Origin of the sequence: Natronosalvus halobius, assembly GCF_024138145.1 — an archaeon.
In the GTDB taxonomy this organism is placed as follows: domain Archaea; phylum Halobacteriota; class Halobacteria; order Halobacteriales; family Natrialbaceae; genus Natronosalvus; species Natronosalvus halobius.
Map to the genome: position 1 here is coordinate 2,306,720 of NZ_CP099997.1, position 26,643 is coordinate 2,333,362.

Below are 26,643 nucleotides of genomic sequence, written 5' to 3' on the forward strand. Positions count from 1 at the left end.
GCCGCGGTCAGACCGAAAGCACCGGCTGACTCGCGTACGAGAGGACGTACTCGGCGGCCTTCTCGAGGACCTCCGTCGGCGCGTCGGTCACGGACTCGCGCGGGAGCACGATGAAGTCGGCGTCGACGGACTCGGCGGCGTCGAGGACGACGCTTCCAGGATGGCGCGTCTTGATCGACGGCGAGAAGCCGTGGGCCGTCGACGTCGAGAACTGGACGTCGTAGGCGTCGGTCACGCCTGCGACCTCCTCGAGGAAGCCCTGGGTATTCTCGGCGACGTCGGCTTCGGTGACGACGCCCGAATCCATGCCGTGAACGACCTCCCGGCCGAGGACGAACAGGACGTGGACAGTGGCGTCGTATCGGTCGGCGATGGCGACGGCGTACTCGACGGCGGTAGCGGAGTCCTCGCTGCCGTCGACGGGGGCGAGCACGGTGTCGACGGTGAGCGGATCGCTGACGTCCATACGGCCAGTGGGTGTGCCGGTGGCAAAAAACCAACCGTCTCCACGCTCGGGCGGTCGTCCGTCGGCCGCGCTGTCGAGACGCGCCCACCGTCGACGGGAGTGTCGAAACGCGCCCTTCGTCTTCGAGATATGGAGACGCGCCGTTCGCTCGAGGCATCGATTCCGACCGATCGGTTCCGACTGACACCGCACCAGCGACGTTCGAATGCGTTTATAGGCCCGGAGGGGAAACGTACGACCATGTTCGACACGGTCGTCGTCGCGACGGACGGGTCCGAGAGCGTCGAGCGCGCCGTCGAGGTCGGCATCGACCTCGCCGCCCGGTTCGGCGCCGACGTACACGCCCTCTCGGTCGTCGACGCCAGCGAAGTCGACGCCTCGCCCGAACAGCTCCGCGAGGAGTTCCGAACCGCCCTCGAGACCCACGCCGAAGGCGCGCTCTCGAGCGTTCGCGACGAGGCCGGTCCCGGAATCACGACCGCGGTCCGGGAGGGGCGTCCGGCCCCCGAAATCGTCACGTACGCGCGCGAGCAGGACGCGGACCTGATCGTCACCGGCACGCGCGGTCGCCACGGCGAGAACCGGCTGCTGCTGGGGAGCGTCGCCGAGCGCGTCGTCCGCACGTCGCCGATCCCGATCCTGACGGTCAGACAGCTCCCCGACGCGGACGGTGAACACGAAAACGAACACGAACACGAGGGATCGGCTGCCGGGAGCGGTCAGGCGACGAGCTGATCCGAACCGGCCACATCCGGCGGTTACTTCCCTCCGGACCCCACAGGATGGGTATGGACGCCGATCTCATCTCGAGTTCCGATCTTCCACTGGCTCGCAAATCTGTACTCCCGGGCACCGGCTTCTTCCTGCCCGACGACGTCGAGGACGACCTCGAAGAGCAGCAAGCGCGGGCCGCCCTCGAGGGCGCCGAGGTCGCCGTCGTCGCGGACCCGGACGCCGACGGACTGGCCTGCGTGGCCATGATTCGCGAGGCGTACGACGACGTGCAGGTGGTTCCGGAGCCGTCGACGGACGACCGGGACGAGGAAGAAGGTGACGGGGTTGATGACGGTGACGCAGATGCCGTCACCGACCCCCTCGATGAACTCGAACCGACCCCCCACCGCGTCGCCCTGCTCCCCGCGAGCCCTCACAACGTCGAGGAGGCTCTCGAGCGGGTCGCCGCCTACGCCGAACCGGGAATCGACTGTTTCGTCTGTGATCTCTGCCCGGATCGTTACGAGTACGTCGAGGACGAACTCGCGGCGCTGCTCGAGGTCGCCGGCGACGTCTCGTGGTACGACCACCACCAGTGGGACGATGCCGTCGCTGAAGCGGTCAGGGACGCGGGCGTCGACCTCGTCGTCGGTGACTCCGAGGAGGAGTGCACCGCCGACGTGACCCTCCGGTCGCTCGCCTACGACTTCGATCGGAAGTACGAAACCCTCGCGGCCGTCACCCGCGATCACGACCTCTGGCTCCGCGAGGACCCGCGAAGCGACGACCTGGCCGACTACGCCTACTGGACGAACCCCGCTGAGTACGTCGAAGTCGTCCGGGAGTACGGCGTCGACTTCCCCGCGTGGGTGCGCGAGTTCATCACCGAGCGCCGCGTCGAGAAGGAGGCCCTGATCGAGCAGGCAGTCGGCCGCGCGAAGTTTCACGACGTCGGTGGCTACACCGTCGGCGTCACCTACGGCCGCTGTTCCCAGAACGAGGTCGCCGAGGCCATGCGCGAAGAGGGCGCCGACGCCTCCGTCGTCGTCAAACCCGCCGGGTCGGCCTCGATTCGCGGCACCGACGAATTCGACCGCTGCCACGAGGTCGCGGGACGGGTCAACGGCGGCGGCCACCCGAAAGCCGCGGGCTGTAAGCCCGACATCTACGACGACATGCTCGACTACGCCCACCACTGGACGACCCGCGGCGCGGTCACGAAACAGGTCATCCTGGAGGCGTTCGAGGACGTTGTCGAGAGTTCGAGTGCGGAGACCGCGGATGACGACGAACTCGAGGAGTGAATCAGAGCGGGGTGATACGCTCCCTGCGTCCCCACGTGTACGGCTGTCCGCCGTTTGTCGTTCCGTTCACGAGTTCGTGACTGAATATGCGGAATCCTCTTCGGTCGCCAATTCTCTTCCCTCGCGGAACGACCTGGCGGAACAACCCGGAGACGGCGAGGTCGTCGCTCCGGAGCTCGATCCGGAGACGCACAACGATCCAAACGAATCGAAGTGAGTTCGTCGCGCAGCGACGCGCAGCGACGCGCACTAACCCTCCAATCAACGATGAACGCGCGGTAAAGAGGAAAAACGTCGGCCGTCGTCGGGCGGCTTGCTGCGTGTAAAACCGTGGTAACTCGGGGTTACGGCTACAGGTTTTCGTCGTCCCGACGGGTGCAAGCGCTGCCGTTATTCTTAACCGGGCTACAGGTCTGGATGGAGTTCATCATGAGCAATACACCGACTGACACCGAATCGAGCGGTCGCCGCGAGTCTGCGCGAAATACTATAAACACGGACGTCATGCAGTGGCTGAGCGCCCTGGTCGCACTAATCGGCCTGTACGTCGTCGCGTCGCCGTTCATCTTCGAAGCGACGGACACAGCGATCTGGAACGACACACTCATCGGAACGGCGGTTTTCCTGCTCGCTGGGTACAACTTCTACCGCCTTTCGAGGGATCGACTGGCGAGCGTCGGCGCCGCATCGCTGACCGTCCTGCTCGGCCTGTGGTTGTTGATCGCGCCCTCGTTCATCGAGATGGGGAGTGACCAACTAGCGACCGGCACCGCCATCTCCGGGGCGCTCGTGGCCCTCCTCTCGGCGTACAACGCGTACGCCAACAACAAGGCCGACGCGCCCGATCGCACTCGCGCTCGCGCCTGAGACGGTCGGCCTTCCGCTTTCGGTGATCGTGTAGTAAGCCCGGCCACGAGCGGGCGTTTCGTACATCGATACGTCCAGGAAGCCAGTTGAGACCGCAGGAGGAGTACAAGGAATACGATAGTTTCTATAGCATTTCTCGAGTCAACTCGTTCGCTCGATGAACGCGTCGAAGTTACGCGACGAGTGAAAGAATAGCGGCCACGAAACGAGTCGGGAAGCGAGAGTCGAACCGACTACGGCGCTTCGTTCGTCTCGATCGAGAACTCTCCGCGTGGGTAGCCGACGCACGTAAGGACGTACCCCTCACCCATCTCGTTCTCGTCGAGCATCTGCTGGTTGTCGTGTTCGATGAGTTCGTTCGCATCACCGGAAATCTTGGCCGAACAGGAGACGCAACTGCCCTCGCGGCAGGCGTAGGGCAGGTCCCAGCCCTGGTCTTCGCCCTGGTCGAGCAGCGGTTCGTTGTTCGCGACCTCGATCGTTTCGCCTTCCTTGACCCACTCGACCTCGTAGTACTCGATTTCGTCCTCGGGGATGTCCCCCGGGCCCGAGGCGGCCTCGCTCTCGCCCTCACCGCCCTCGAGTTCGCCGCCTGCTTCCCCGCCACCGACGGCCGCGACGGCGCCACCGCCGCCGATGGCCCGGTTCATCGGTTCCGGGAAGTCCGTCTCGGGGACGCTCTTCGCACGGTGTTCGAGGACGTCCTGGGAGATGTCCTCGGTCGGGCGCCACGGGGTCCCGCGGGCGAAGTGAAGCACGGTCGCCCCGAGGGTCAGGGTGAGCCCGATGATGAGCCCCATCTGGCTATAGTCCATATGCGTGGGATTTGGGTGCAGTGATTTATGTGTGTTGCTCTTTCCTCGAACGGCGTTTCGAGGGCGGTCTGGACACCGACGGCATCAGCGTGGCGAGTGATCGGTCGTCAGGTCGAGACACCGCACGTTCTCGGGCACCGACTCGAGGACGCTCGCCGGCCAGTGGCGGTGGCCCAGCGTGAACTCGCTGCCGGGGTTGGCATCGACCAAGCGGGCGATCCCCACGGCCGCCGCCTCGAGGGCCGCCCGGTCCCGGCGGTCGGGCACCTCGGCCGCGAGGGGGTACGTTCGCGAGAGTGCCCGCGGGAAGGGGCCGAAGGGAGGCAAAACGCGCCAGGAGGCGTCGTATCGGTCCTCGTTCGAGGCGTCGCCCTCGGTGAGGAAGACAGCGTCGGGTACGGAAAGGCGCTCGAGGCGGCGGTGGTGGCGGAGCACTTCGGGTCGGCGGGCGCTCTCGTGAGAGGTGTAGAAGAACGTCCCCTTCGAGATGGGGTCGGTCCGCTCGAGTTGCTCGGCGTGATCCAGGAGGGCGCGGTAGCCGTCGAGCATCGTCGGGTGCGACCGGGCGCGTTGTTCGACCAGTTCGAGGAGGCGGCCGGCACGGATCGCATCCTTGATCCGCCGGATCTCGGCGAAACTGACGTGGAGGTTGTGTTCGGCGAGGGCGGTCTCGCGGGCGTCGTCGTCCAGGGCGGCAAGGCTGTCGGGATCGTGGCTGGTGCAGATTGGACAGGGACAGGGGAGGTGCGTAAGGTCATCGAGGTGGCGCGTCCCCCGGACGGTGAGGTAGCGGTCGTCGCGGGCGTAGAGAGCGTAGGCGGCGGAGTCGAAGAGGTCGCAGCCGATGGCGGCCGCGAGGGCGAACATCATGGGGTGGCCCGCCCCGAAGAGGTGGACCGGCGCGTCGGCGCCCAGCCCCCGCTTGGCGGCGGCCACGACGTCGACCATGTCGTCGTAGCGGTAGTCGTTCATCAGCGGGACGACCGCACCCACCGGAAACACGTCGAGGTCGGTTCCGTCGGCGTGTCGACCCGCCCGTTCGCGCAGGTCGGGGTAGGTCGAGCCCTGGACGGGCGCGTTGACGAGCATCTCGCCGGTGTCGACGGCTTCGGCGGCCTCGAGGCGTTCCTGGGTGGTCTCGAGTTCCGTCTCGGCGCGTTCATGGGAGACGTCCGGCGGGGTCGGAATGTCCACGGGCGTCCCGATGTCCGAGCCGATCGCGCGCTGGAACTCGAGGATCTCCTCGGTCGTGACGGAGATGTCGCCGTATTCGGACAGCTGGAACGAGCCCGAGTCGGTCATGACCGCGCCGTCGAAATCCAGGAGGTCGTGGAGCCCGTCCTCGAGCGCCCGCTCGCGGACATCCTGGCTATTGTGGATGATGTAGGCGTTGGTGATCAGGATCTCCGCGCCGAAGTCCTCGTCCAGGCGGCCCGGCTCGACGGTGTCCAGGTGGGGGTTGATGACGGGGAGCAACGCCGGTGTCTCGACCGTAGTGTTGGCCCGCGGGACCGTCAACTCGCCGAGGCGACCGCCGGCGTCCGTTGCCCGGATTTCGAAGCACTCGCGCATCGACCGAGTGTTGACGAGCGCGCCGGTAAACGTTCCGTTCTGAAGCGCTGAGTCCGGGTGGTCAGCGTATGCAAGCGATGTGCCAATACCTACGTGTCCCCACTGGGCCCCAGCGAAGCCGATCGAGGACGGTAGTATCAGTAAAACGCCATTATCAACCGTTTTGAGAGTACAGCGCTGGTTTCGTGCGAAGAAAGCCCGTAACAGTCTCTTTGTTTTACTCTCACCGTCGCCGTCGGTCGAATCGCATGGTTTCACGAGCACAGAAACTAACCGTCATCCTCGTCACCGCCCTGGTCGCCGTCGCGATCGGCGGCGGCCCTGCTCTGGCAGCGGCGACAACAGGGACGACGAGTGCGAGCGATGACGCGACAGCAGGAGACACGAGCGCATCGATCAAGAACGTCCAGGTTGGGACCCTGGAACTCGAGAACGTTACCCTCGAGAACGTGACGATTGAAGAGTTGAACGTCGAGAGCCTGAACGTCGAAGACGAAGAACTCGAGCAGGCACTCGAGGAGGACAACGAGACGGACGAGACGGACGAATCGGGGGCGAACGACACCGATACGGGGACTGATACCGAGAACGACACCGATGTCGGTATGGACGACGAAGACAACGAGACCGACGTCGGCACCGACGCGGACGACGGCGACGACCTCGGAACGGACTCCCAGGAGATTACCATCTCGGATATCGAGATCGAGTCGCTCGAACTCGAGAACGTCTCGATGAGTGATCTTAGCTTCGAGGAAGAAGAGATGGACGACGGTGTCGATACCGACGACGACAGTGTTGACACCGACGATGATAGCGAGATGGACGACGACAACGAAACCGATGTCGGAACCGACGATGGCGAAGACAACGAGACTGACGTCGGTATGGACGACGAAGATAACGAGACCGACATCGGCACCGAGGACGGAGACAACGAAACCACTGGAGAGAACGTCATCGAGGAAGATACCGACGAACTCGTCGTCCAGAACGTCACCATCGAGGAGATGAACGTCGAACAGCTCACCATCGAGGAGCTCACCGTCGAGGAAGACGAAGAGGGCGTCCTCGAGCAGATCGGCGGCTTCTTCGAGGGGCTGTTAGACGGTGACGACGACAACGAGACGGACACCGACGTTGGGACCGACGATGAGGACGACAACGAGACTGACGTCGGCATGGACGACGAAGACAACGAGACTGACGTCGGCACCGAGGACGGAGACAACGAGACTGACGTCGGCACCGAGGACGGAGACAACGAAACGGATACTGACGTCGGTACAGACGATGAAGACAACGAAACGGACGAGCAAAACACCCAGGAAATCGAGGAACTCACCATCGAAATCTTTGAAATCGAGGAACTCACCTTCGAATCGATGACCATCCAGTCGCTCGAAAGTAGCGACGAAGACGGCGTCGACACCGAGGACGACAACGAGACCGAGACGGACATCGGAACCGACGACGATGACGACAACGAAACCGACGTTGGGACCGACGATAGCGAGGACAACGAGACGGACGTCGGTACGGACGACGAAGATAACGAGACCGACATCGGCACCGACGACGAGATGGACGACACCGGTGAAACGATCGAGTTCGTCTCCGCGAGCGAGGTAACCGTCGAGAACTCCACCGCCGAAACGGTCACGCTCGGCGACACGAGCGAACTCGAGGAGGCACTCGGTGAGGACGGTGCCAACGAGACGGACACCGGTACTGACACCGACGACACCGAGGCCGGAAACGACACTGACGACACAGACGACACCGAAACCGAGAACGACACCAACGACACCGAAACCGATCAGCGTCAACTACCGTTCCTCGGCTGAGAAGCCACGACGTAGTGGACTCAGTCCACACGTGACGTTTCGATTTTTTCGCACGCCCCAATGCCGACGAGCAACAGCATTCGACGCGCAGCACTCATCCAGACCGCCGATCGCCTCCGCACCCAGCCGAAACCAGACGGCCCGACCTTGATACCGCCCCAGCTCGTAGCGACCGTATGGCCGATCACTCCCTCGACGAAATCGAGGCAGCCCTCGAGCGCGCGACCGACCTCGAGACCAACGAGGCGGTTACCGTCCTCGAAGACGCGCGACGAAAGCTAGAGGACCTCGACGATTCGGAACTCCAGGAGGCGGACCTGAACGTCGACCTCGAGGGTCACGCATCGCCTCGGGAAGCCCTGGAAACCCGAATCGAGCAGCGGATTCGCGAAATCGAGAATCGCGACGCCTACGACGGCGGGCTCGGATCGGCGATGAATCCAGGAGACGGCGACGCGCCCTGAACTGGCGATGGACGGCCAGGCCGCATTCGACCCTTTTTCGCTCTCTAGTGAACGCGCGCCGAAACCGGCAGCGCCGGCCGAACACCTAGCGTTTAATCACCTTGCCGGCCCCAGAATTGGGTATGCGAATCGCACTCCTCGGTGGGACCGGCGACATCGGCGAAGGACTGGCGCTGCGCTTTGCTCGGGACACCGACCACGAGATTCTGATCGGTTCTCGCGACCCGGAGAAGGCTCGAGACGCCGCCGACACGTACGTCCAGGCGATCGAATCCCAGTCCCGCGGCGGGGAGCCCACGGTCAAGGGCTTCGCCAACGAGATGGCGGCCGACCGTGCGGACGTCGTCGTGCTCGCGGTGCCGCCGTACCACGTCGGCGACACGGTCGAGGCAGTCGCCGAAAAACTCGACGCGGATTCGATCCTGGTCAGCCCCGCGGTTGGGATGAAAGGCGACGAAGACGGCCTGCACTACCACCCGCCTGGAACCGGGAGCGTCACGGCGCTCGTCGCCCAGCGGGCCCCCGACGACGTGCCGGTCGTCGGCGCGTTCCACAACCTCGCCGCCGCGAAGTTGTCGAACCTCGAGGCCGACCTGGACGTCGATACCCTCGTCGTCGGCGACGACGACTCGGCGAAAGAGACGGTGCGGCGGCTGGCGACGGAAATCGACGGTCTCCGGGCGCTCGACGCCGGCCCCATTGCCAACGCACCCGAGGTCGAGAGCGTGACGCCGCTGGTGATCAACGTCGCCCGGTACAACGACGACATGCGCGACGTCGGCGTTCAATTTCACTGACCAGCCTGCAGAACGAGCACGCCGTCACCCCGCAACGGGAGGAAGATACGACGGCGTCACGACACTGATTGTCGACGACACTCCCTCTCACGGGCGCGAACGCAGAGCATCGATGGATCGGCCTCGAGCCTCGAGAAGGAATGCGAAACGATCGTCGGGTCTGCGTTCGGTCGCGGCCCTTACGCACCGGCCGATTCGAGGGCGTCCTCGATGTCCTCGCGCTGGGTAACGCCGACGAAGCGTTCGACCACGCCGTCGTCGTTCTCGATGATGAGCGTCGGCAACGAGCGAACCTGATACTCGTTCGCGACGTCCTGTTCTTCGTCGACGTTGACCTTCTCTACTTCGAATCGGCCGTCCCAGTCGTCCTCGAGTTCCTCGAGGATCGGATCCTGGGTCTTACAGGGGCCACACCAGTCCGCGTAGAAGTCCTTGAGCGTAACAGTCATGCCGTTCATCGAATCTTTCCGCCCGCCGCGCATAAGGGTTTCCCACCTGTGTATGCTTGCCGGAAGTCGCGGTGTTAGCTGAATTGAGAAGTGTAAGCGGCCCATACGAGCGGCCGCAGTGACGGAGCGGTCGATCGAGTTCGGGGTCCTGCGGAAATCATCGAAGACCACCAGAATCTGCGGCGAGCGACGGCGGCGTTCGGTCGTAATCACCATAGGGACGGTGAGACGTACGACTCGTATGGAGAAAGACGCGATCCGCGAACGAATCTGGGACGACCTCGAGTCCTCGGGGGTGGCCCGCTTTCCCTACCCGCCGCACGGCCGCATTCCGAATTTCGAGGGAGCAAGTGAGGCCGCGACGGTGCTGGCCGACCAACCGGAGTGGCGGGCCGCAGAGACGATCAAGGCCAATCCGGATGCACCACAGCTACCCGTCCGGCGGCGAGCGCTTCGCGACGGAAAGACGGTCTACATGGCGGCACCGCGCCTTCGAGACGAGCGGTGCTTCCTGGAACTCGATCCAGAGACGCTCCAGGACTACGACGCGGCGACGACGGTCTCCGGATCGTCGACACACGGCACCGCGGTTCGACCCGAAGCCGTCCCCGAAATCGATCTGATCGTCTCTGGAAGCGTCGCCGTCGCCGAAACGGGAACCCGGATCGGCAAAGGCGAGGGCTACAGTGACCTCGAGTACGCCATCCTTCGCGAACTCGACCTGGTCGACGATGAGACAGTCGTCGCGACGACCGTCCACGAACGACAACTGATCGCGAGTTTCGAGCCGGACGCCCACGACGTCCCGCTAGACCTGATCGTCACACCGGAGCGCATTGTCCGCCCGGAATCGGCCGACAGACCGGCGGGTATCGACTGGAATGCGCTCGCGGACGATCGACTCGACGAGATTCCGATATTGCGGGCGCTTCGGGAGGACATCGATGGCTAAAGAACGGGCTCGATATCGATGGCTAAAGAACGGGCTCGAGGGTGGAAAATTGCAGGGACGAAAGAGGCCGGTGCAGAGCCTCCGTCGTCGACAGCCACGAACCGGCCGGAGGAGGTGCAGGCCTCCGTCCGCGAACGCGGCGCGGCAATGGTGGGGAAGGGTGCTGTGGTGGGTTGCTGGAAGTCACGGGATCGACTAAGGCTTGGGGTGCCTCTTGTGGTGGGATTCGCCCGTCGACCTCCATCATCGACAACGAGTGGTAGTTACTTCAACGGCGGTGTCAGTCCACTCAATTCGGTCGGATTCTACCACACTTTACCCGGATTTAATCGGCCGAATTCAAAGGTTAGAAAGTTCATTGACGGAGTATTCGAAACCCACACGATCGATTGCGACGAATTTATTCCAGTTGCAGGCAAAATGTGCCAATCCCGCGAGGACTAGCGACGAGTGGTCACGACGACGGCTCCCGGACGAGTTCGCTCGCGAGCACGTCGGGATCGATCAGCGCCGGGTCGACCGCGAGGTCGAGCTGGCCGCGTACGAACTCTGGAACCGTATTTCGGTCGTAGACGACCGTCCGAACGTCGTCGGTGAGATCACAGACGATCGGAATCGTCGTCGACTCGCCGACGTCAGTCAGGACGTACAATTCAGCGTCGACGATGCCTGCTTCCTCGAGAACCGGCCGGGTCAGGGGCCCCTCGAGCCGTTTCACGTCGGCGCCAACGGCCTCGAGCGCGTCGGCGATACCGTCCTCGTCGGGCGCAGTGACAATCGCGTTCATCGTGGCTGAGGCGACGAGCCCCGGGGGTTTGTGTGTGTCGAAGCGGTACGAAATCGAGCGAAGAAGCCGCTGGCCCAATCAGGGCTGGATCAGGGCGTAGACCGTGCCGAGGACGAGGCCGTAAACGGCGTGACCGACGAGGCTGAGTTCGTTGACGTTCGGAAGCGGGGGAGCGCCCGGAAAGCCGACCGCCTCGAGCCAAATCGGCATGACGAGGACCGCCAGGACGGCCCACACGACGACGCCGTACAGCAGTCCGATCAGCGCGGTCTTGACGCCCGAGTTCGTCCAGGTAGCGATCGGTCCGCGGTGGACCACCCCGGCGAAGACGACGCCAATAACGGCGCCGTGTGAGAGGTGGATCACCCAGCCAGCGAGTTCCGCAGAGTTCGCGGGCGTGGCCTCGATGCCGTACATATTCGGAATCGCGACCTCGAGGACGAGGTCCGGGATCATGGTCATCATGAGCGCGCCGAAGACGATGGATCCGAGTAGCCCGCCGACGACCCCGGCTTGCCAGGGCTGGATCGATGTTCGATTCGTGACGGCCGTCTGTGAAGTGGTACCTGATGCCATACGAGAGATCGTACAGTCCTCAAGGAACTACGTCTATCCCGGTGTGGACTCGTCCATACACGACCGCGCGTGCGTGGCGAAGGGAACGGACGGGGGTGACGGAGAGAAACCGTTTTTCCCGTGGTCCTCGAACGGACAACGAATGACGACGCCGTTGCGGATCGCGGCCGGCGAGCACCCGCCTGAAACGATTCTCGAGGCGCTTCGAAACGGACGCCGAGTCGTGATCGCGACCCGGGCACTCGGCGAGAGCCACGACATCACGCTTCGCGTCGTCGACGGTACGTACTACTGCGATACGCCGACCCGCCTTCACCGGCATGAGACGCTCGACACCTGGACCGCGGGCGTTCACGACGTCATCGACGACTTTTCTTGAGCGCCGACGTCGTGATGGCCACCGGCGTCCTGATGGCCACCGGCGTCGTGACCAGTGACCCGATAGTCCTCGACGGCAGCATCCGCAGCAACCCGCCCACTTTTCCCCGTTGGCTCCCTCCCGCCGGATAATGACCGATAGCCACGATCCTTCCCACACCCTCTCTCTCACGGCCGACTGGGAGTCACCGCCCGAAACCGCGGTCGACGGTACCTGGCTCGAGTGCGTCGCCTGCGGCGAGACGTTCGCTCCGTTCGAGGCCATCCGCTACACCTGTGACGCCTGCGACGGACTGCTCGAGGTTCGCTCCGACGAACTCCCTACGTTCGAGGACTTCTCGGGAACCGGGGTCTGGCGGTACGCTGAATCGCTCCCGCTCGACTCGAGCGTCACGATCCAGGAGGGCGACACGCCGCTCTACCAGGTCCCCCGGCTCGAGGCCGACATCGGCGTCGAGACCCTTCGGATCAAACACGAGGGGATGAACCCGACCGGAAGTTTCAAAGATCGGGGAATGACCGTCGGCGTCGCCGTCGCTCGCGAACTCGGCGCCGACCGCCTCGCGTGCGCCTCCACGGGCAACACCAGCGCCGCGCTCGCGGCGTACGGTTCTCGCGGCGGCATGGAAACGCTCGTCCTCCTCCCCGCGGGCAAGGTCGCCGCCGGCAAGATCGCCCAGGCCAGCCTTCACGGGGCGCGCATCCTCGAGGTCGACGGCAACTTCGATCGGTGTCTCGACATCGTCCAGGAACTGGCCAGCCGTGGCGAAACCTACCTCCTCAACTCCCTGAACCCGTTCCGCCTCGAGGGACAGAAGACGATCGGCCTCGAGATTCTCGAGGGGTTCCGGGCCGACTACGGCACCTGGCCCGACCGGATCGTCCTCCCCGTCGGCAACGCGGGGAACACCGCGGCGCTGTACAAGGTCTTCCGCGAGCTGGTCCAGGCGGGCGAACTCGCGGTCGAGGACGTACCGAAGCTGACGGGCGTGCAGGCCGAGGGGGCCGCACCGATGGTCGAAGCGATCGAGAACGACGCGGACGCGGTGCGCCGCTGGGACGAAGTCGAGACGCGCGCGACGGCGATCCGGATCGGCAATCCCGTGAACGCGCCGAAAGCACTGCCCGGGATCAGGGAGACCGGCGGGACCGCTGTCGCTGTCAGTGACGAGGCGATCACTGCGGCCCAGCGCGACCTGGCCGAGGAAGGGATCGGTGTCGAACCCGCATCCGCCGCGTCAGTCGCTGGCCTTCGAAAACTTCGAGCACAGGGCGTTGTCGCCGCAGACGAACGCGTCGCCTGCCTCACCACCGGACACTTGCTCAAGGACCCCGACGCGGCCGCCGCGGCTGGCCGCGATCCGGAACCGGTGCCCGCCGATACGGCGGGCGTTCTCGAGGTTCTCGAGTCCTGACTCACTACTCGGCGACAGGGAGGCCGAACTAGAGCAACGAGACGCCGATCGCCGCCGTCAGTCCGCTGATGACGAACCACCCCAGAAAATTCCACCACGGAACTCGGCGGCGACGGGGTCCGGGGAGACTGTCGGTGTAGGTCCAGTACCCTTCCTCGACGCCCTGATGGTCGACTAACAGATCGTACCCGGTCGCGAGCGCGGCCGCGAGGACGACAGCACTCCAGCCGTCGACCGCGAGAAACGCGAGCCGAAGCGCGACGTAAATCACGCCGGTCCAGCCGAACAGTACGTAGAGCGGCACGCCCGCGACCTTCGGGCCGACGTGGTGCTCGAGCCAGCCGAGGCCGATGACGAGCGCTTCCGCGACGAACGCAATCAGCGCGCCACCGACAAAGAACGCGATCGTCACGTGCGTTGGCCACGTAAACGCCGCGTGCATGAGGGCAATGACGCCGACGAGTACCGTCGTGAAAGCGAACTGACGACTACCTGGCATACGCCGTTCGTTTCACGTCATGACAAATATGTGCTCCGTTCAGACCGGACCGAGTGAGGGCGCACGATTCCGCTGAGAGAAACCCACGAACTGCGATCAATCCGGGTTAACTAACCCAGTTCACATACTTAGCGTCCGTTCGAGCGGCCGATCGACGAATGCACTGGTCTGAAAGGAGTTAGCTGGCGAGTAACCTATCGACTGCCTCGCGTGCGTGAATGTCGTTTCTGGGGGAGCATTTTTGGTTCGAAAAATTGCAACTCCATTGTTTTATTCCTGAAATCCAAGCGTGAAACGTTACAGAGCCTATAGCCAAATAGTCACTGTTCTCAGGGCCTTCCGTGAGTTCCAACGAACCACAGTCGGCTCGATTCGGTCGGAGATCGTATCTGAAAGGCTGTCTCGTCGGCGCCGGTTCTGCGCTCGCTCTTTCGGGGGTGACGTCCGCGTCTGACGATACACTCGAGGACCAGTACCGGACGGTTATCGACGTCACGGAGGAGGGGGCGGACAACACCGGGGACGAATCGGTGACACCCGTTATACAGCGGCTCGTCGACGACGACACGCTGCTGAAGTTCCCCGAGGGGCGTTACTACATGGACGAGCAGGTCCGGTTCACTAGCTTCGAGAACGTCGGACTCGTCGGTGACAAGGCGACGCTGGTACCGGCGAACTACCACAATTTCCAGGGCCCGCAGTATCGGCTGTTTCGATTCGGGACCGCGAAAAACCCCGGACGTGACCTGCACTTCGAGAAATTTACCGTCGACCAGCGTGCCAAAGACACGGGCATCCGCGTGATCAACGCGGAGGTCGAAGACGGACTTTACGTCGGCAGAATCGGTATTTACGGCCTGCACGACAGCGGCACGTGGGGTCCCGGACTATTCAACGTCCTCGAGCCCAGTGGGACGGGGCTCGTCGAGTGTTTCCGTGCGTACGGCGGGGGGATCCACGTCGACGAGACGCCCAACAGCGGAAACATGTGGCGCGGACCCACCGGGATCCACGTCAACAACCATCACGGGTCGCTCGTCCTTCGGGACTGTACGCTCGGGGGCTTCCCCGGAACCGGACTGTACGAGTCCACTGAGAACGGCGCACTCGACATCCAGGGCGGATACTTCGAGAACAGCGCCACGGCGTCGATCCGGCTCGCCGGGGCGCGAGCGTCCATCAACGACGCGGTCATCGTCGTCGACGATAATCCATCGTATGCAGCCGGGCAACACCCGATTCGAGTCGACAAGGGGGGAACCTTCGAGATCGACGGCGTCGAGATCAGGATGCCCAAGCCCAACGGCGACGCGATCAGAATCATGGACGGCGTCAACTCGACATCGATCGCGAACACCAGCATCTCGATCGGGAATCGAGAGAATTCGGGAATACGGCTCGATTCCGGTGGGGGTCCGATGTCCGCAGAGAACGTGGATATCGACATTGACGGCAGTGGCTACGCCTTCCGCCTCCTCGGCGACGACGAAGACGTAGTCACCCTTCGAGACGTGGCGATTACCGGCGACGCGAGCGGTTCGCCGCTCCGGCACACGGTCTTCTGCGAGCGGAGTAACTGCCGGTTCCACAACCTCTCGATCGATCAGCCTGGCGACGACCGTGGCGGACTCGAGCTCCGCGGTGACAACTACCAGATCACCGAGAGTGAGTTCCGGACCGATCACATCCCGGTCGTCGTCAACGGCTCCAACGACGTGGTGATCGAAGACAGTTACAGCGAGTCCTACGGAGATCGCGTCTCTCTGCTCATCCTGGACGGTTCGAGTAACGTCTCGCTTCAGAACAACGACTTCCCCGGCGGCGTGAAAGACAAACGGTAACGACAGTTGGACCGCTTTCGGCCTGCGTTTTTTGGAGCGCTCGTAGAGAGTGATGGGGTCTTTCGCTCGAGAGTCACATCTAAGAGCGTTCTGACGGAGTCTTTCGCGAGCGAAGCGAGCGGAAGGCACGTCAGGACCGAACCCGCAGCGAGCGCTGAGCAACGCGAAGTACTCGCCAGAAGTGAGCGTCCTGACGGAGATTTGAACGCGCCGAGACGGTCCGGGTCGCTCACTTCGTTCGCTTCCCGGGCTGCGACTCGTCTGCTCAAATCTCCGTGTGTGAGTTTCGTCGACACCAGCCGCTCGCTCCGCTCGCGGGTTGGTGTCGACAGAAACGTCCTGACGGAGATTTGAACTCCGGTCCCTGGCTCCGCAAGCCAAGAGGATAGTCCACTACCCTACCAGGACTCATCTCTTCGTAACCCGGAGTCGGTTAAAGCCCTTTCGAAAGGGAGGCGGTGTCGCTGCCGATTCTGTGGGACGTGACCGTAACGCACAGCTCTCGAGACGCTTTCTCGGGACGCGAACTCGAGGCGGTTTTCCCGACGCCACCTCGAGCACCAGCGCACGTTCGGCACCGACTGACGGCGGCCGACGATTTAAATACCATACCGCGGCAGATCCCGGTATGAACGACCGAATCCGGCGACGACCGCAAATGGACAATGCTTATGCGCGGGCTACCCATGCACGAGCATAGAATGAGCGAGATCGAGGGTATCTACGAAGACCTCGAGGCCGACGTCTCCCTCGAGGAGTTCCAGGAGGCCGTCGAGGCCAAAGTCGAGCAGATGGGTGGACTCGCCGACGAGGAAACGGCGGCGATGCTCATCGCACACGAACTCGGCGAGAGCGAGGTCACCGGCGTCGCGGACATCGAACCGGGGATGGAGGAGGCGAAGTTCACCGCCAAGGTCGTGAAAATCGGCGACATCCGCACGTTCGAACGCGACGGCGAGGACGAGGACGGGCGCGTCGTCAACGTCGAAGTCGCCGACGAGACCGGGAGCGTCCGGGCTGCGTTCTGGGACGAACACGCCCAGGCGGCCGTCGACGAACTCGAGGAGGGGCAGGTGCTGAAGATCAAGGGCCGCCCGAAGGAGGGGTTCAGCGGCGTCGAAGTGAGCGTCGACGACGTCGAGCAGGACGACGACACCGAAATCGACGTCCAGATCTCCGACACCTACACCGTCGAGGCGCTCTCGCTCGGCCTCTCGGACGTGAACCTCGTCGGCGTCGTCCTGGACACCGACACCGTCCGAACGTTCGACCGGGACGACGGCTCGGAGGGAAAAGTGGCCAACCTCACGCTCGGCGACTCGACCGGACGCGTCCGGGTCACCCTCTGGGACGAGCGAGCCGATCTCGCCAACGAGTTCGCCCCCGGCGACACCGTCGAGGTCGTCGACGGCTACGTGCGCGACCGCGACGGCTCGCTCGAACTCCACGTCGGCAACCGCGGCGCCGTCGAGGAAGTCGACGTGGACGTCGAGTACGTCCCCGAGAGCACGCCGATCGAATCCCTCGAAATCGGGGATACGGTCGACATCGCGGGCGTCGTCCGCTCGGCGGACCCGAAGCGGACGTTCGACAGGGACGACGGCTCGGAGGGGCAGGTTCGAAACATCCGCGTCCAGGACGCGACGGGCGACATTCGCGTCGCCATGTGGAGTGAGAAGGCCGATGTCGACGTCGGTCCCGGCGACGAGGTTGCGCTGGCGGACGTGGAGATCAAGGACGGCTGGCAGGACGACCTCGAGGCCTCCGCCGGGTGGCGCTCGACTGTGACGGTGCTCGGCGAGGGCGATGGCGGTGGTGCCAGCGCCGATTCGAGCGACGGTGGGAGCGAGTCGACCGGGCTTTCAGCGTTCGCGAACGGCGATGCCGGCGGGGCGAACGCGGCCGAAGACGGCAGAGATGGTGATACAGGTGAAACAGGCGATACAAACGATACAGACGGTGCTGCCGATACCGCCAATGCCAGCGGTGCCAACGACGCCAACGACCCCGAAGACGCCAACGACCCCGAAGACGGCCAACAGATCGAATTCACCGGCGTCGTCGTCCAGGCCGGCGATCCGGTCGTCCTCGACGACGGCGAGACGACGATGAGCGTCGAGACGACCGTCGACGTCGGTCTCGGGGAAGAAATAACGGCTCGCGGACAGGTCAACGACGGGCGACTCGAGGCCGACGAGGTCTTCTGAGCGGGCACGCCCCGTAGCCTGTACGAAAAGCGTTAAGAAGGTCAACTTCGGCTATCTGTGTATGAACGTCGAACTTCCGTTCGCTCCGGTGGACACGATAATTCGACGGAACGCGGGGGACCTTCGGGTGAGCGCCGGTGCGGCGGAGGAACTGGCCAGGGAGATTCAGGCCCACGGCGCCCGGCTAGCGATCGACGCGGCCGAACGAGCGACCGCGGACGGCCGGAAGACGCTGATGGCCGAGGACTTCGAGGTCGAAACCGTCGTCGACAAGGACGACCTCGAGTTGCCGGTCGCCCCGGTCGACCGGATCGCGCGCATCGACATCGACGAACACTATCGCGTCTCCATGGACGCCCGCATCGCGCTCGCGGACATTCTCGAGGACTACGCCGACAACGTCGCCCGTGCGTCGGCGACACTCGCCCATCACGCCGACCGCCGGACGATCACGGCCGACGACATCGAGACGTACTTCGCGCTCTTCCAGTAATCACATGCGCTTTGGGTATAGCTCCACCTGCCTCGAACACGACCCTGGCCCGCGCCACCCGGAGACGCCAGACCGTCTTCGGGCGATTCGGGAGGGACTGAAGCGAAAACACGGCGTGGAGTACGTCGACGTCGATCCGCTCTCCATAGACACCATCGCCGCCACTCACGACTGCTCGTATCTCGAGGAAGTTCGCGAGTTCTGTGCCGACGGCGGCGGCAACTGGGACCCGGACACGAGTGCCGTCGAAGAGACGTGGGACGCGGTCCGGACCAGCGCCGGCCTCGCGTGCTGGGCGGCCGAACGCGCCCTCGAGGGCGACGACGGTCGGGAGACGCCGTTCTCGTTGGGTCGGCCACCAGGTCACCACGCCGTCTACGACGACGCGATGGGGTTCTGTTTCGTCAACAACGTCGCGGTCGCGGCCCAGTACGCCATCGACGAGTACGACGTCGACCGCGTCGCGATCATCGACTGGGACGTCCACCACGGCAACGGAACCCAGGACCTGTTCTACGAGCGCGACGACGTGTTCTTCGTTTCGCTCCACGAGAAGGGGCTGTATCCCGGGACGGGCGACATCGACGAGATCGGGGCCGACGCCGGCGAGGGGACGACCATGAACGTCCCGATGCCTGCCGGCGCCCACGACGGCGACTACCTCGAGGCGCTCGACGGCGTCATCGCCCCGGTTCTCGAGGAGTACGATCCTGGACTCGTCCTCACGAGCGCCGGGTTCGACGCCCACCGCCACGACCCTATTTCGCGCGTTCGCCTGTCGACTGAAGCGTACGCGCTGATGACCGATCGGCTCCGGACGCTGACCGAAGACGTCGACGCAGCGCTCGCGTTCGTCCTGGAGGGAGGCTACGGCCTGGAGGTGCTCGCCGATAGCGTCGCGCTGGTTCACGAGACGTTCGACGGGCGCGACCCGCTCGGGCCGGACGATCCGGTGAGCGACGACGTCGCCGCGGTGCTCGAGGAGGTACGCGAGGCACACGGTCTCGATCTCGAGTAGCGCCACCGGAAACGAATCAATTCACCGAGGAGGGCCAGATCGTACCAATCGAGTGACCAGATAGAAGCCAACACACTCATTAGAACTGACTCGCCAGATAGCACACGATGAATCGCAGAGACGTCCTCGCGGGGACCGGTGTCGTCGGTCTCGCGAGTCTCTCGGGGTGTCTGGGTGTACTGGGACTTGCCGAACACGAATCGGCACCGGCCGGTGTCGACCAGTCGGTACTCGAAGAAACCGGCTACCAGGAGAGCAGGACCGAACCGATCGGCGTCGACGAGGACGTCGACCTGCTCCTCTACAGCGAAACGGTGACCGTGACGAACTACCTGACGGAGTACGACAAGAGCGTCGACCTCGGCCCGCTCGGGAGTCTACGTGCGGCCGTCTTCAACGTATTAACGACGCCGCAGGTCGACGTTCTCGGACAGGAACTCAACCCGATCGAGGAGATGTCGACGGAGGAGGTCGTGGAACTCGTCAAGAACAACTACGACGGGTTCGGTGACGTCACCCATGAAGCCGACGAGTCGGTGTCGGTGCTCGGACAGGAGGCGACGATGTCACGGTTCAGCGCGAGCGCGAACTTCGACGGCGTCGACCTCGACGTGTTCATCCACGTCACCGAAGCGATCCAGACCAGCGAGGACCACCTCGTGGCGATCGGCGTCTACCCGGAACAGACCCAGGGGCGAGAGGAGGCAAACGTGTTCTCGCTCGTCGAGGGCGTCATCGAGGACGCAGGCGAGGCCGAGTGAGACGGCGCTAGCTGAGACGACGCCGACTGAAACGGCACTGATTCGATCACGGCGTCGGTTCGAAATACGTCCGTAACCCTGCCCCGAACTCCTCGAGCAGCGCGCTCACGTCGGGTCCGACCAGCACTTCGTACTCGCCCTCGAGTGCCGTCTCGACGTGGGCGCCGAGTCCGACGTCCAGCAGTCGGTCGCTCTCGAGGAACGAAACGGCGTCGGTGAACTCCCGGTCGCGTTCGACGACGTACCGGTCGCCGTCGATGAACGGGCCGTACACCGCCTCGTCGTCCGCGTAGGCGTCGTGGAACCCCTCCGCGTGGCTCCTGACGTGAACAGGCGGCCCCTCGTGGCGCTCGACGGCTGGGCGCTCGGCGACGGTCAGTTCGACGAGGAGAACGGCGCTCGCGTCGGCGAACGCCTCGGCTCTGAGGACGTCGAACTCGCGACGCTCGAGACCGCTCACAACGCCGTCGAGGGACTTCTGGAGTTGCGGATAGAGCTGATCGTCGACGAGGTTCGGCGCATCGAATCGGATCGCGACGGGCGTCGTCTCGCGTCGGTCGATGTGGGCCGCGAGTTCGTCGGTTTCGAGTGGCACCGTTTCGTCCGGCTCGAATAGATCGATTCGGGGCGACTCGAGCAACTCGCGCGCGTAGTGCTGGAATCGGGCGACATTCGCCGCCGAACACACCGCGGCCACGTTGCGTTCGGGATCGGTCGGATCGATGACGACGAGCGGGTCGTCGAACGGGAAGGTGGCGTCCGCTCCGTTGCGAGACGACGTCTCGCGCGCCCGCCCGTGGTCTTCGGGATCGAGTTCGACGGGCGGGTGCCAGTCGGCCACTGCCTCGAGCAGGGGCCGAAAGCCACCGTACTCGACGACGAGCAACTCGGTCAGGTAGCCGCTGAATCCCTCCGTCCGGAGGTTCGACCCGTACGCACCGATCGCTTTGAGGAACTGCTTGGCGAGACGAACGTCATCGGCAGTCTCGTCGTCGAGTCGGGCCTCGAGATACCGGTTGTGAAAGGGCGTCCGGTCGACCGCCGAGCGGATGTCGGTGGCCTCCTCGAGTCGAAAACAGGGGACGACGTCCACGTCGAATCCGTCGTACTCGCCCGTGACGTAGGGGTGTTCGGCGTACTCCTCGTGGCCCTCCGGAAGCGTCTCGTGACCGACATCGAGCCCGTAGGTCTCGAGGGTCTCGCGGTCGAGCGCCGGTGGAAAGCGGACGAACACGTCGATGTCGCGGTCGCCGCCAATCCAGGTGTCGCGCGCCGTGGATCCGACCTGGACGACATCGGCGTCCGGACAGCGGTCGGTAGCCGCGGCGGTCGCCCGGGCAATGAGTTCCTCGGCGACCGCGCGCATGGTGGCTCGTTCGTCGTCGTCGGGGCTGATTCGCTCCAGGACGCGCTCGGTGACGGCCTCGAGTGCAGCGTTCCCCGCGTCCGCGGCCTCGGGCGCCCCTCCGGTTCCGCGTTCGGGTTCGCCCTCCCCCGTGTCGTCGCTCATACGGGGGACGTACACGAGCGACGGCCGAAAGGGTATCGAACGACGACGCGTCCTCGGGGAGGGACAGCGAAAGCGAGGGTGGGGCGAGGCGGGGCGAGAAGAGGCGCGGGGTCGAGAGCAAAGGTGAGGGCGGAGGCAGAGGCGAGACCGACTGAAAAGGTGAGGGTGAGGGCAGAGGCGAAGACGAGCACAACGGCGGAAGTGAAAGCGTACGTGAACGCCTGCCCGACGTGGACTGTGAACCCGGAGCACGACCCGGCGAAAAGCGAAAGCCCTATCAAATCAACCCGACAACCAGCAGATGCCCTAAGCCGAAGTAGCTCAGTTGGTAGAGCACCTCGCTGTTAACGAGGCGGTCCCAGGTTCGAGTCCTGGCTTCGGCGCCTTCTCTCGCACTCACACTCGAACTCACGCTCGCGGAGCACTCACGCCGAGGTTTGAAGACGCGACGGCACTTCGAAAACGACTACCACAACACCGTTCCCGAGGAATGGCTATTAGTGGCCGCCCACCGGAGAGACGCCCATGTCGACACCCGCCGACAGACGAACGACCGACGACGATGGACACGACGTCATCGATCCGCTACACGTAGGAATCGTCACCGTCTCGTCCTCGAGAGCCGCGAGCGACGAGCCCGATCCGGACGACCCCGGCGGCGACACCATCCAGGAGTGCTTCGAGGCCAAGGGTCACGAGGTCCAGGTCCGCGAACTCGTCCGCGACGATTACGCGGCGATTCGGACGGCCGTCAGGAGTCTGGTCGTCCAGCCCGAGATCGACGTCGTGCTCACGACCGGCGGAACGGGCGTCACCGCCGACGACGTCTCTCCGGACGCGGCCTCGGCGCTCTTCGAACGCGACCTGCCGGGGTTCGGTGAGCTCTTCCGCTCGCTCTCGTGGGACGAGGTCGGCACGCGAGCGATGGCCTCGCGAGCGACGGCGGGTATCGCCGCGGACACGCCCGTGTTCTGTCTCCCGGGGAGTACGAACGCCTGCCGAACGGCCTGCGAGCAGTTGATCGTCCCCGAGGCGCCCCACCTGGCGGGGCTGGCGACGAAACACCGCGCCGGAACGGGTACACAGACGCTCGCGGATTTCGACGGGGAGTAGCGCCAGTTCGAGGCTCGAAACGGGCAGGGAAGGTGTCTCGAGTGAGGGCAGACAGCAAGCGTTAATTAGCCCGCCCGTTTTCCCCCGATTGAAGGGCCCTTAGCTCAGTCTGGTTAGAGCGCTCGGCTCATAACACGCGCTGTACCCGCCGTGTGGGTATGAGGGGGTGTGAGATACCGAGTGGTCGATGGTTCGAATCCGTCAGGGCCCATCCAGCGACTACACGCTTCCGAGCCAACGTGTCTCCAGGAAACAGCGTTTACGTCCCGTATGTTCTGCAGCTGGGTAATGATTGACCCTCAGGTCCTAATTAGATTCCCTGGAGCCGACTGATGATCCAGCCCGCTCATACTTTGCTGCCGATCGGAAGCTCGTCGACGCCGCGGACGATTCGTTCGCGCTCTCGTTTTGCCTCCTCCCAGTCGTCGACCAACTGACGACCAATCGCGCGCAGTTCCTCGTTGTCCAGTTGTTCGTTTTCGTCGCCCGGCAGTGCGTGGAGGAGTTCCTCGCCGTCGTGTCTTCTGCCGAACTTCCAGTTCTTCCCGCGGATGCAGGTCGTCGGGTTTCTGTTCCGCGTGACCACCCACGGCTCCGTCAGCGCTTCGTAGTCCCCACCCGCCGCCAGCGTCGAGACGAGTTCCGGGAGGCGTCGCAAGGAGAACGGCTCCGTCACGGTGTCGTTCGGCCCGTTGCCGACGACCAGCGGAACGTGAGCCAGTTCCTCGTGGGGATACCCGCCGTGGCCGTATCGTCCGTGTTCGCCGAACAGTTCGCCGTGATCTGCGTGAACGATGAGCAACGGGTCGTCGTCCATCTCCTCCAGGTCGTCTAGGAGCCGCGAGAGGAACGCGTCGGTGTGTCGAACCGTGTCCTCGTAGGCGTCCAGAAGCGCCGCGCGAAACCGCTCGTCGAACCAGTCCGGCCGTCCAGCGTACATCCACATGTTCGCCAGGTACGTCATCAGTCGCGACCGCGAGCGATATTCGTCACCTGGAATGTACGGGAGGTGGGGGTCGACCAGAAACGCCCACGCGAAGTACGGGTCGTCGGCGCTCTCGAGCCACGTGGCTATCTCGTCGTAATAGTTCTCCCACGACATGAACATGTCCTGGCCCTGCCACCAGTTGAGCGCCTGGACGAGCGCGTAGCGAACGGTGTTGTCCGGCCGGCCACCTTCGATGAGCCCCTGTGAGAGGTCTTCGTCCATGAAATCTTCGAAGTAGTCGAAGCCGGCATCGAACCCGAAGTGGCGCGATGTCCACGGGTTCGCGGTGAATCCCGCGGTCTCGTATCCGGCCGCCGACATCCGTTCGGCGAGCGTTCGCTGCGATCGGAGATGCGCTCGGATGTGGGTCCGCATCTGTGATTTGGTAATCTCGGTGCTCCCCGGTCGCTCGACCGCGTGTTCTCCGGTCATGAACGTCGTCGCCGACTCGTGGGTTGCAGGCCCCGTGGCGATCGCGTTCTCGAACGCGAGACCGTCGTCCGCGAGCCGCTCTAACGTCGGCATCGCGTCCGAGAGCTCGTCCGCGTAGCTACAGTAGTCGAGTCGAAGACTGTCGACCGTGACGAGTATGACGTTCCGTTGGTCTCCCATTACTGTCGCTACGGTCTCCAGTCTCACCAATCAATGTTTGTATTCGACGAAGCGGTGGCGATAGCTTATACACCCGATAATAATACGCTTCGCAGTCCAACTCACGCCAATGGCTTCGGACCACGCTGCGATAGAACGTGACGAACGCGAGTCGATTACCCTTCCGCCGGACCTCGTCTCCAGGATCGAATCTCGGCTCCCCAGAAGCGACTTCGACTCAGCCGACGAGTACGTGACGTTCGTCGTCCGGGAAGTGCTCACGTCCGTCGAAGCCGAAACCGAGACGGACGACTACGAGGGGCCGGCCCAGGACGAAGTCGAAGCGCGACTCGAGTCGCTGGGCTACCTCGAGTAGCGATCAGATCGCCCGCTCGGTTTCAGTTTCGGTTTCAGTTTCAGTTTCGGTTATCCGGTTCGTCCGTTCGTTTGTGGGCGACGCAGCCATCGACAATCAGGCGATTCTCGCACGTCTGGAATCGTCGACACAGAGATGGCACTCGAGAGAGACTATCGGAGTGCGAATGAGAGAGACATCGAGACGCGCGGCCTTGCTTGCCGGTGGGAGTGCAATCGGCATTGCGCTGGCAGGGTGCCTGAGCGATGGAACTGACGAGTGGGAGACGGACGACGCAATTCCGGCGACCGCCGCAACGATGTACAAGGGATCGAATTGCGACTGCTGTGACGTCTACGCGGAGTATCTCGACGACTTCCTCACGACTGACCTGGAGACAGTCGTTCCCGACGACCTCGAGGACTTCAAGGACGATCGCGGAATCGAACCCGACCTTCGAAGCTGTCACACCGTCGAACTGGACGACTACCTCGTGGAAGGTCACGTTCCAGCCGAAATCATCGCCACGCTGTTTGAAGACGAGCCCAGTATCGCTGGAATTGCATTACCGGGAATGCCGCCAGGGTCGCCGGGGATGGGCGGAAAGAAAGACGAAACGTGGCCGGTGTACGAAATCCGGTTCGAAGGGGGCCCGAAAGTATATACAGAGCTGTGAACGGCCAGCAATCCAGTCACAGAACTGTGAGTGCCCGGTAATCCAGCCCCGTCGAACGAGCGCTGGAAATAGAGCAGTGACGCAGTCCGATCGATTCCAGCGTCCAGGACACGAACCAGAAGCAACGACTCGATGGCAGAGGCCCTCGAGCAGTACCCGTCACTCCATTATCTCGAAGTCGCGGCTACCGCAGGAACACGCGTCCGTACCGATCGGGCGAATTCGTCCGCCCTCACAGACGATCGCTGCGTGGGAGGATCCACACTCGACGCAGATCGCGACCACTCTGTTCGAGCCGTCTCCCCTTCGAGCCATAGCCGATCATACTCGGCCATGCATATTCAAATCCCTTTATCCGGGAGTCGAAAGTCGGTCGGGAGAGAACGGCAGTCCACGTCGGATACCGTGATCGAGAACCTGCCGGGTCGAGAGTTGCCTCGAGGAATTGGCACGCGTACCGATCGCTGCTTCTCGTCGATTGCGTCGATTGCGAGTCCGATCACCCGACCTGAAACGCATGTCGCTCGTGGAGAAGGGGTCGGCTACCTGTTTTTCGACCGGCTCGACCAGTAGAGCGGGATCAAGAGGACGAGAAACACCGATCCCATCGCGGCGATCGAGATCCAGATGACGCCGATGATCTGTTCGTCCAGGTAGCCCGCAATCTCGAGCAACCAGAGAAGGCTGTAGACGGTGGTCACGATCACGATGGTGATGTAGACGCGAAGGAAGAGCCCAGCGGCGTGGTAGAGGACCGTTTTCGAGGGGATGAGGGAAGTGTGCTGCATAGTGTGTTAGAAGATGGCCCCGAACTCGGCGGCGAGGATGATCGTCCCGACGAGCGCGACCCCGACGGCGATGGTCGAGAGGACGAGTATCCACCACGCGAGCGGACTGAGGTCGTCACGAAGACGAGGAAGTGCCATAGTGCCTGTTCTGCTGAGAGACGGCCGCATCGAATAATAAAATGAGCGGTTTGTTCAGCCGGGGAATGTTTTCGGCGATCAGAGCCCGTGAGACTGGACAAACGAGACCGGTGGGTCACACTCATCACCGAGTCGTCAACCGCCGATCGCAAATGATAGTATTTTAACGTTAACCACAAGACAAAAATAAACGTGGTCGAAACGGGCGGTAGATACAGTGGAGGTGCTGACATGCGCGTGAGATCGAGACGAGCGACCGGGC

Annotated in this window: 28 protein-coding genes and 3 tRNA genes; 19 read left to right on the plus strand and 12 right to left on the minus strand. The window is 63.7% G+C overall.

Features of this window, described 5'->3' with window-relative positions; all coding sequences use genetic code 11:
* Nucleotides 1-7: 7 nt before the first annotated feature.
* Entirely contained in the window at nucleotides 8-466 is a 459-nt protein-coding gene (locus NGM15_RS11335) for a universal stress protein (RefSeq protein ID WP_253430873.1), read from the minus strand.
* Between the two features lie 240 nt (nucleotides 467-706).
* Between NGM15_RS11335 and NGM15_RS11340 the strand changes: the two genes are divergently transcribed.
* The 3 genes from NGM15_RS11340 to NGM15_RS11350 all read left to right on the plus strand — a co-directional run bounded on the left by NGM15_RS11340 (nucleotide 707) and on the right by NGM15_RS11350 (nucleotide 3,351).
* Nucleotides 707-1,201, plus strand: coding sequence for a universal stress protein (locus tag NGM15_RS11340; protein WP_253430876.1), 495 nt, complete (start codon nucleotides 707-709; stop codon nucleotides 1,199-1,201).
* Between the two features lie 53 nt (nucleotides 1,202-1,254).
* The gene (locus NGM15_RS11345; RefSeq protein ID WP_253430879.1) at nucleotides 1,255-2,484 is read left to right on the plus strand and encodes a DHH family phosphoesterase; all 1,230 of its coding nucleotides are present in this window, start codon (nucleotides 1,255-1,257) and stop codon (nucleotides 2,482-2,484) included.
* Nucleotides 2,485-2,913: 429 nt separating this feature from the next.
* Nucleotides 2,914-3,351, plus strand: a complete 438-nt coding sequence (locus NGM15_RS11350; RefSeq protein WP_253430882.1) for an SPW repeat protein — start codon at nucleotides 2,914-2,916, stop codon at nucleotides 3,349-3,351.
* A 233-nt stretch (nucleotides 3,352-3,584) separates the two neighbouring features.
* Here NGM15_RS11350 and NGM15_RS11355 read toward each other — a convergent pair whose 3' ends face one another.
* Nucleotides 3,585-4,166 carry a 2Fe-2S iron-sulfur cluster-binding protein gene (locus NGM15_RS11355; protein WP_253430884.1) on the minus strand — a complete coding sequence of 194 codons (582 nt, stop codon included), beginning with the start codon at nucleotides 4,164-4,166 and terminating at the stop codon, nucleotides 3,585-3,587.
* An 84-nt stretch (nucleotides 4,167-4,250) separates the two neighbouring features.
* Nucleotides 4,251-5,738, minus strand: a complete 1,488-nt coding sequence (gene tgtA / locus NGM15_RS11360) for a tRNA guanosine(15) transglycosylase TgtA (protein ID WP_253430887.1) — start codon at nucleotides 5,736-5,738, stop codon at nucleotides 4,251-4,253.
* A 248-nt stretch (nucleotides 5,739-5,986) separates the two neighbouring features.
* On the opposite strand from tgtA, the gene NGM15_RS11365 reads away from it, so the two are divergent.
* The 3 genes from NGM15_RS11365 (at nucleotide 5,987) to npdG (ending at nucleotide 8,846) form a co-directional block, all read left to right on the plus strand.
* Nucleotides 5,987-7,585 carry a midas domain-containing protein gene (locus NGM15_RS11365; protein WP_253430889.1) on the plus strand — a complete coding sequence of 533 codons (1,599 nt, stop codon included), beginning with the start codon at nucleotides 5,987-5,989 and terminating at the stop codon, nucleotides 7,583-7,585.
* A gap of 176 nt (nucleotides 7,586-7,761) precedes the next feature.
* Nucleotides 7,762-8,049 carry a hypothetical protein gene (locus NGM15_RS11370; protein WP_253430892.1) on the plus strand — a complete coding sequence of 96 codons (288 nt, stop codon included), beginning with the start codon at nucleotides 7,762-7,764 and terminating at the stop codon, nucleotides 8,047-8,049.
* 122 nt (nucleotides 8,050-8,171) lie between these two features.
* Entirely contained in the window at nucleotides 8,172-8,846 is a 675-nt protein-coding gene (npdG, locus tag NGM15_RS11375) for an NADPH-dependent F420 reductase (RefSeq protein WP_253430895.1), read from the plus strand.
* Between the two features lie 179 nt (nucleotides 8,847-9,025).
* Here the strand turns inward: npdG and NGM15_RS11380 are convergent, their stop codons facing one another.
* On the minus strand, nucleotides 9,026-9,295 hold the full coding sequence (locus tag NGM15_RS11380) for a thioredoxin family protein (RefSeq protein WP_253430898.1): 270 nt from the start codon (nucleotides 9,293-9,295) through the stop codon (nucleotides 9,026-9,028).
* A gap of 241 nt (nucleotides 9,296-9,536) precedes the next feature.
* On the opposite strand from NGM15_RS11380, the gene NGM15_RS11385 reads away from it, so the two are divergent.
* Nucleotides 9,537-10,247 carry a 5-formyltetrahydrofolate cyclo-ligase gene (locus NGM15_RS11385; protein ID WP_253430901.1) on the plus strand — a complete coding sequence of 237 codons (711 nt, stop codon included), beginning with the start codon at nucleotides 9,537-9,539 and terminating at the stop codon, nucleotides 10,245-10,247.
* Nucleotides 10,248-10,701: 454 nt separating this feature from the next.
* Here the strand turns inward: NGM15_RS11385 and NGM15_RS11390 are convergent, their stop codons facing one another.
* Complete coding sequence (locus tag NGM15_RS11390; protein WP_253430904.1) at nucleotides 10,702-11,034, minus strand: DUF7126 family protein; 333 nt, start codon at nucleotides 11,032-11,034, stop codon at nucleotides 10,702-10,704.
* Nucleotides 11,035-11,112: 78 nt separating this feature from the next.
* A complete protein-coding gene (locus NGM15_RS11395) occupies nucleotides 11,113-11,610 on the minus strand; it encodes a DUF6789 family protein (protein WP_253430907.1) in 498 nt (165 codons plus the stop codon).
* A 142-nt stretch (nucleotides 11,611-11,752) separates the two neighbouring features.
* Here NGM15_RS11395 and NGM15_RS11400 point away from each other — a divergent pair, with 142 nt between their 5' ends.
* On the plus strand, nucleotides 11,753-11,989 hold the full coding sequence (locus tag NGM15_RS11400; protein ID WP_253430910.1) for a DUF8001 family protein: 237 nt from the start codon (nucleotides 11,753-11,755) through the stop codon (nucleotides 11,987-11,989).
* A gap of 130 nt (nucleotides 11,990-12,119) precedes the next feature.
* Nucleotides 12,120-13,403 carry a threonine synthase gene (gene thrC / locus NGM15_RS11405; protein WP_253430913.1) on the plus strand — a complete coding sequence of 428 codons (1,284 nt, stop codon included), beginning with the start codon at nucleotides 12,120-12,122 and terminating at the stop codon, nucleotides 13,401-13,403.
* A gap of 28 nt (nucleotides 13,404-13,431) precedes the next feature.
* Here thrC and NGM15_RS11410 read toward each other — a convergent pair whose 3' ends face one another.
* Nucleotides 13,432-13,902, minus strand: coding sequence for a carotenoid biosynthesis protein (locus NGM15_RS11410; RefSeq protein WP_253430917.1), 471 nt, complete (start codon nucleotides 13,900-13,902; stop codon nucleotides 13,432-13,434).
* 341 nt (nucleotides 13,903-14,243) lie between these two features.
* Between NGM15_RS11410 and NGM15_RS11415 the strand changes: the two genes are divergently transcribed.
* Nucleotides 14,244-15,743: a hypothetical protein gene (locus tag NGM15_RS11415; RefSeq protein WP_253430920.1), complete on the plus strand. Its 1,500-nt coding sequence runs from the start codon at nucleotides 14,244-14,246 to the stop codon at nucleotides 15,741-15,743.
* Between the two features lie 335 nt (nucleotides 15,744-16,078).
* Here the strand turns inward: NGM15_RS11415 and NGM15_RS11420 are convergent.
* Nucleotides 16,079-16,151, minus strand: a tRNA-Arg gene (locus NGM15_RS11420).
* A 293-nt stretch (nucleotides 16,152-16,444) separates the two neighbouring features.
* Between NGM15_RS11420 and NGM15_RS11425 the strand changes: the two genes are divergently transcribed.
* From NGM15_RS11425 to NGM15_RS11440, 4 genes are all read left to right on the plus strand, one after another.
* Nucleotides 16,445-17,950: a single-stranded DNA binding protein gene (locus NGM15_RS11425; RefSeq protein WP_253430923.1), complete on the plus strand. Its 1,506-nt coding sequence runs from the start codon at nucleotides 16,445-16,447 to the stop codon at nucleotides 17,948-17,950.
* A 61-nt stretch (nucleotides 17,951-18,011) separates the two neighbouring features.
* Nucleotides 18,012-18,443 (plus strand): histone, encoded by a 432-nt coding sequence (locus NGM15_RS11430; protein ID WP_253430926.1) that lies wholly within the window; start codon nucleotides 18,012-18,014, stop codon nucleotides 18,441-18,443.
* A gap of 4 nt (nucleotides 18,444-18,447) precedes the next feature.
* Nucleotides 18,448-19,461: a histone deacetylase family protein gene (locus NGM15_RS11435; protein ID WP_253430928.1), complete on the plus strand. Its 1,014-nt coding sequence runs from the start codon at nucleotides 18,448-18,450 to the stop codon at nucleotides 19,459-19,461.
* A 107-nt stretch (nucleotides 19,462-19,568) separates the two neighbouring features.
* A complete protein-coding gene (locus NGM15_RS11440; protein WP_253430931.1) occupies nucleotides 19,569-20,222 on the plus strand; it encodes a DUF6517 family protein in 654 nt (217 codons plus the stop codon).
* Nucleotides 20,223-20,268: 46 nt separating this feature from the next.
* Here the strand turns inward: NGM15_RS11440 and cca are convergent, their stop codons facing one another.
* On the minus strand, nucleotides 20,269-21,732 hold the full coding sequence (cca, locus tag NGM15_RS11445; RefSeq protein WP_253430934.1) for a CCA tRNA nucleotidyltransferase: 1,464 nt from the start codon (nucleotides 21,730-21,732) through the stop codon (nucleotides 20,269-20,271).
* Nucleotides 21,733-22,042: 310 nt separating this feature from the next.
* Here cca and NGM15_RS11450 point away from each other — a divergent pair.
* The 3 genes from NGM15_RS11450 to NGM15_RS11460 all read left to right on the plus strand — a co-directional run bounded on the left by NGM15_RS11450 (nucleotide 22,043) and on the right by NGM15_RS11460 (nucleotide 23,056).
* Nucleotides 22,043-22,115 (plus strand) — tRNA-Asn (locus NGM15_RS11450).
* A 142-nt stretch (nucleotides 22,116-22,257) separates the two neighbouring features.
* Complete coding sequence (locus NGM15_RS11455) at nucleotides 22,258-22,845, plus strand: MogA/MoaB family molybdenum cofactor biosynthesis protein (protein ID WP_253430937.1); 588 nt, start codon at nucleotides 22,258-22,260, stop codon at nucleotides 22,843-22,845.
* 93 nt (nucleotides 22,846-22,938) lie between these two features.
* Nucleotides 22,939-23,056 (plus strand) — tRNA-Ile (locus NGM15_RS11460).
* Nucleotides 23,057-23,191: 135 nt separating this feature from the next.
* Here the strand turns inward: NGM15_RS11460 and NGM15_RS11465 are convergent.
* On the minus strand, nucleotides 23,192-24,445 hold the full coding sequence (locus NGM15_RS11465; protein ID WP_253430939.1) for a sulfatase-like hydrolase/transferase: 1,254 nt from the start codon (nucleotides 24,443-24,445) through the stop codon (nucleotides 23,192-23,194).
* A 109-nt stretch (nucleotides 24,446-24,554) separates the two neighbouring features.
* Between NGM15_RS11465 and NGM15_RS11470 the strand changes: the two genes are divergently transcribed.
* Together NGM15_RS11470 and NGM15_RS11475 are read left to right on the plus strand one after the other, a co-directional pair.
* The gene (locus NGM15_RS11470) at nucleotides 24,555-24,800 is read left to right on the plus strand and encodes a hypothetical protein (protein WP_253430942.1); all 246 of its coding nucleotides are present in this window, start codon (nucleotides 24,555-24,557) and stop codon (nucleotides 24,798-24,800) included.
* A 166-nt stretch (nucleotides 24,801-24,966) separates the two neighbouring features.
* Nucleotides 24,967-25,455, plus strand: a complete 489-nt coding sequence (locus NGM15_RS11475; protein ID WP_253430945.1) for a DUF411 domain-containing protein — start codon at nucleotides 24,967-24,969, stop codon at nucleotides 25,453-25,455.
* Between the two features lie 542 nt (nucleotides 25,456-25,997).
* Here NGM15_RS11475 and NGM15_RS11480 read toward each other — a convergent pair.
* Entirely contained in the window at nucleotides 25,998-26,243 is a 246-nt protein-coding gene (locus tag NGM15_RS11480; protein WP_253430948.1) for a hypothetical protein, read from the minus strand.
* A 6-nt stretch (nucleotides 26,244-26,249) separates the two neighbouring features.
* Nucleotides 26,250-26,381, minus strand: a complete 132-nt coding sequence (locus tag NGM15_RS18720) for a hypothetical protein (protein WP_256498857.1) — start codon at nucleotides 26,379-26,381, stop codon at nucleotides 26,250-26,252.
* Nucleotides 26,382-26,643 lie beyond the last annotated feature (262 nt).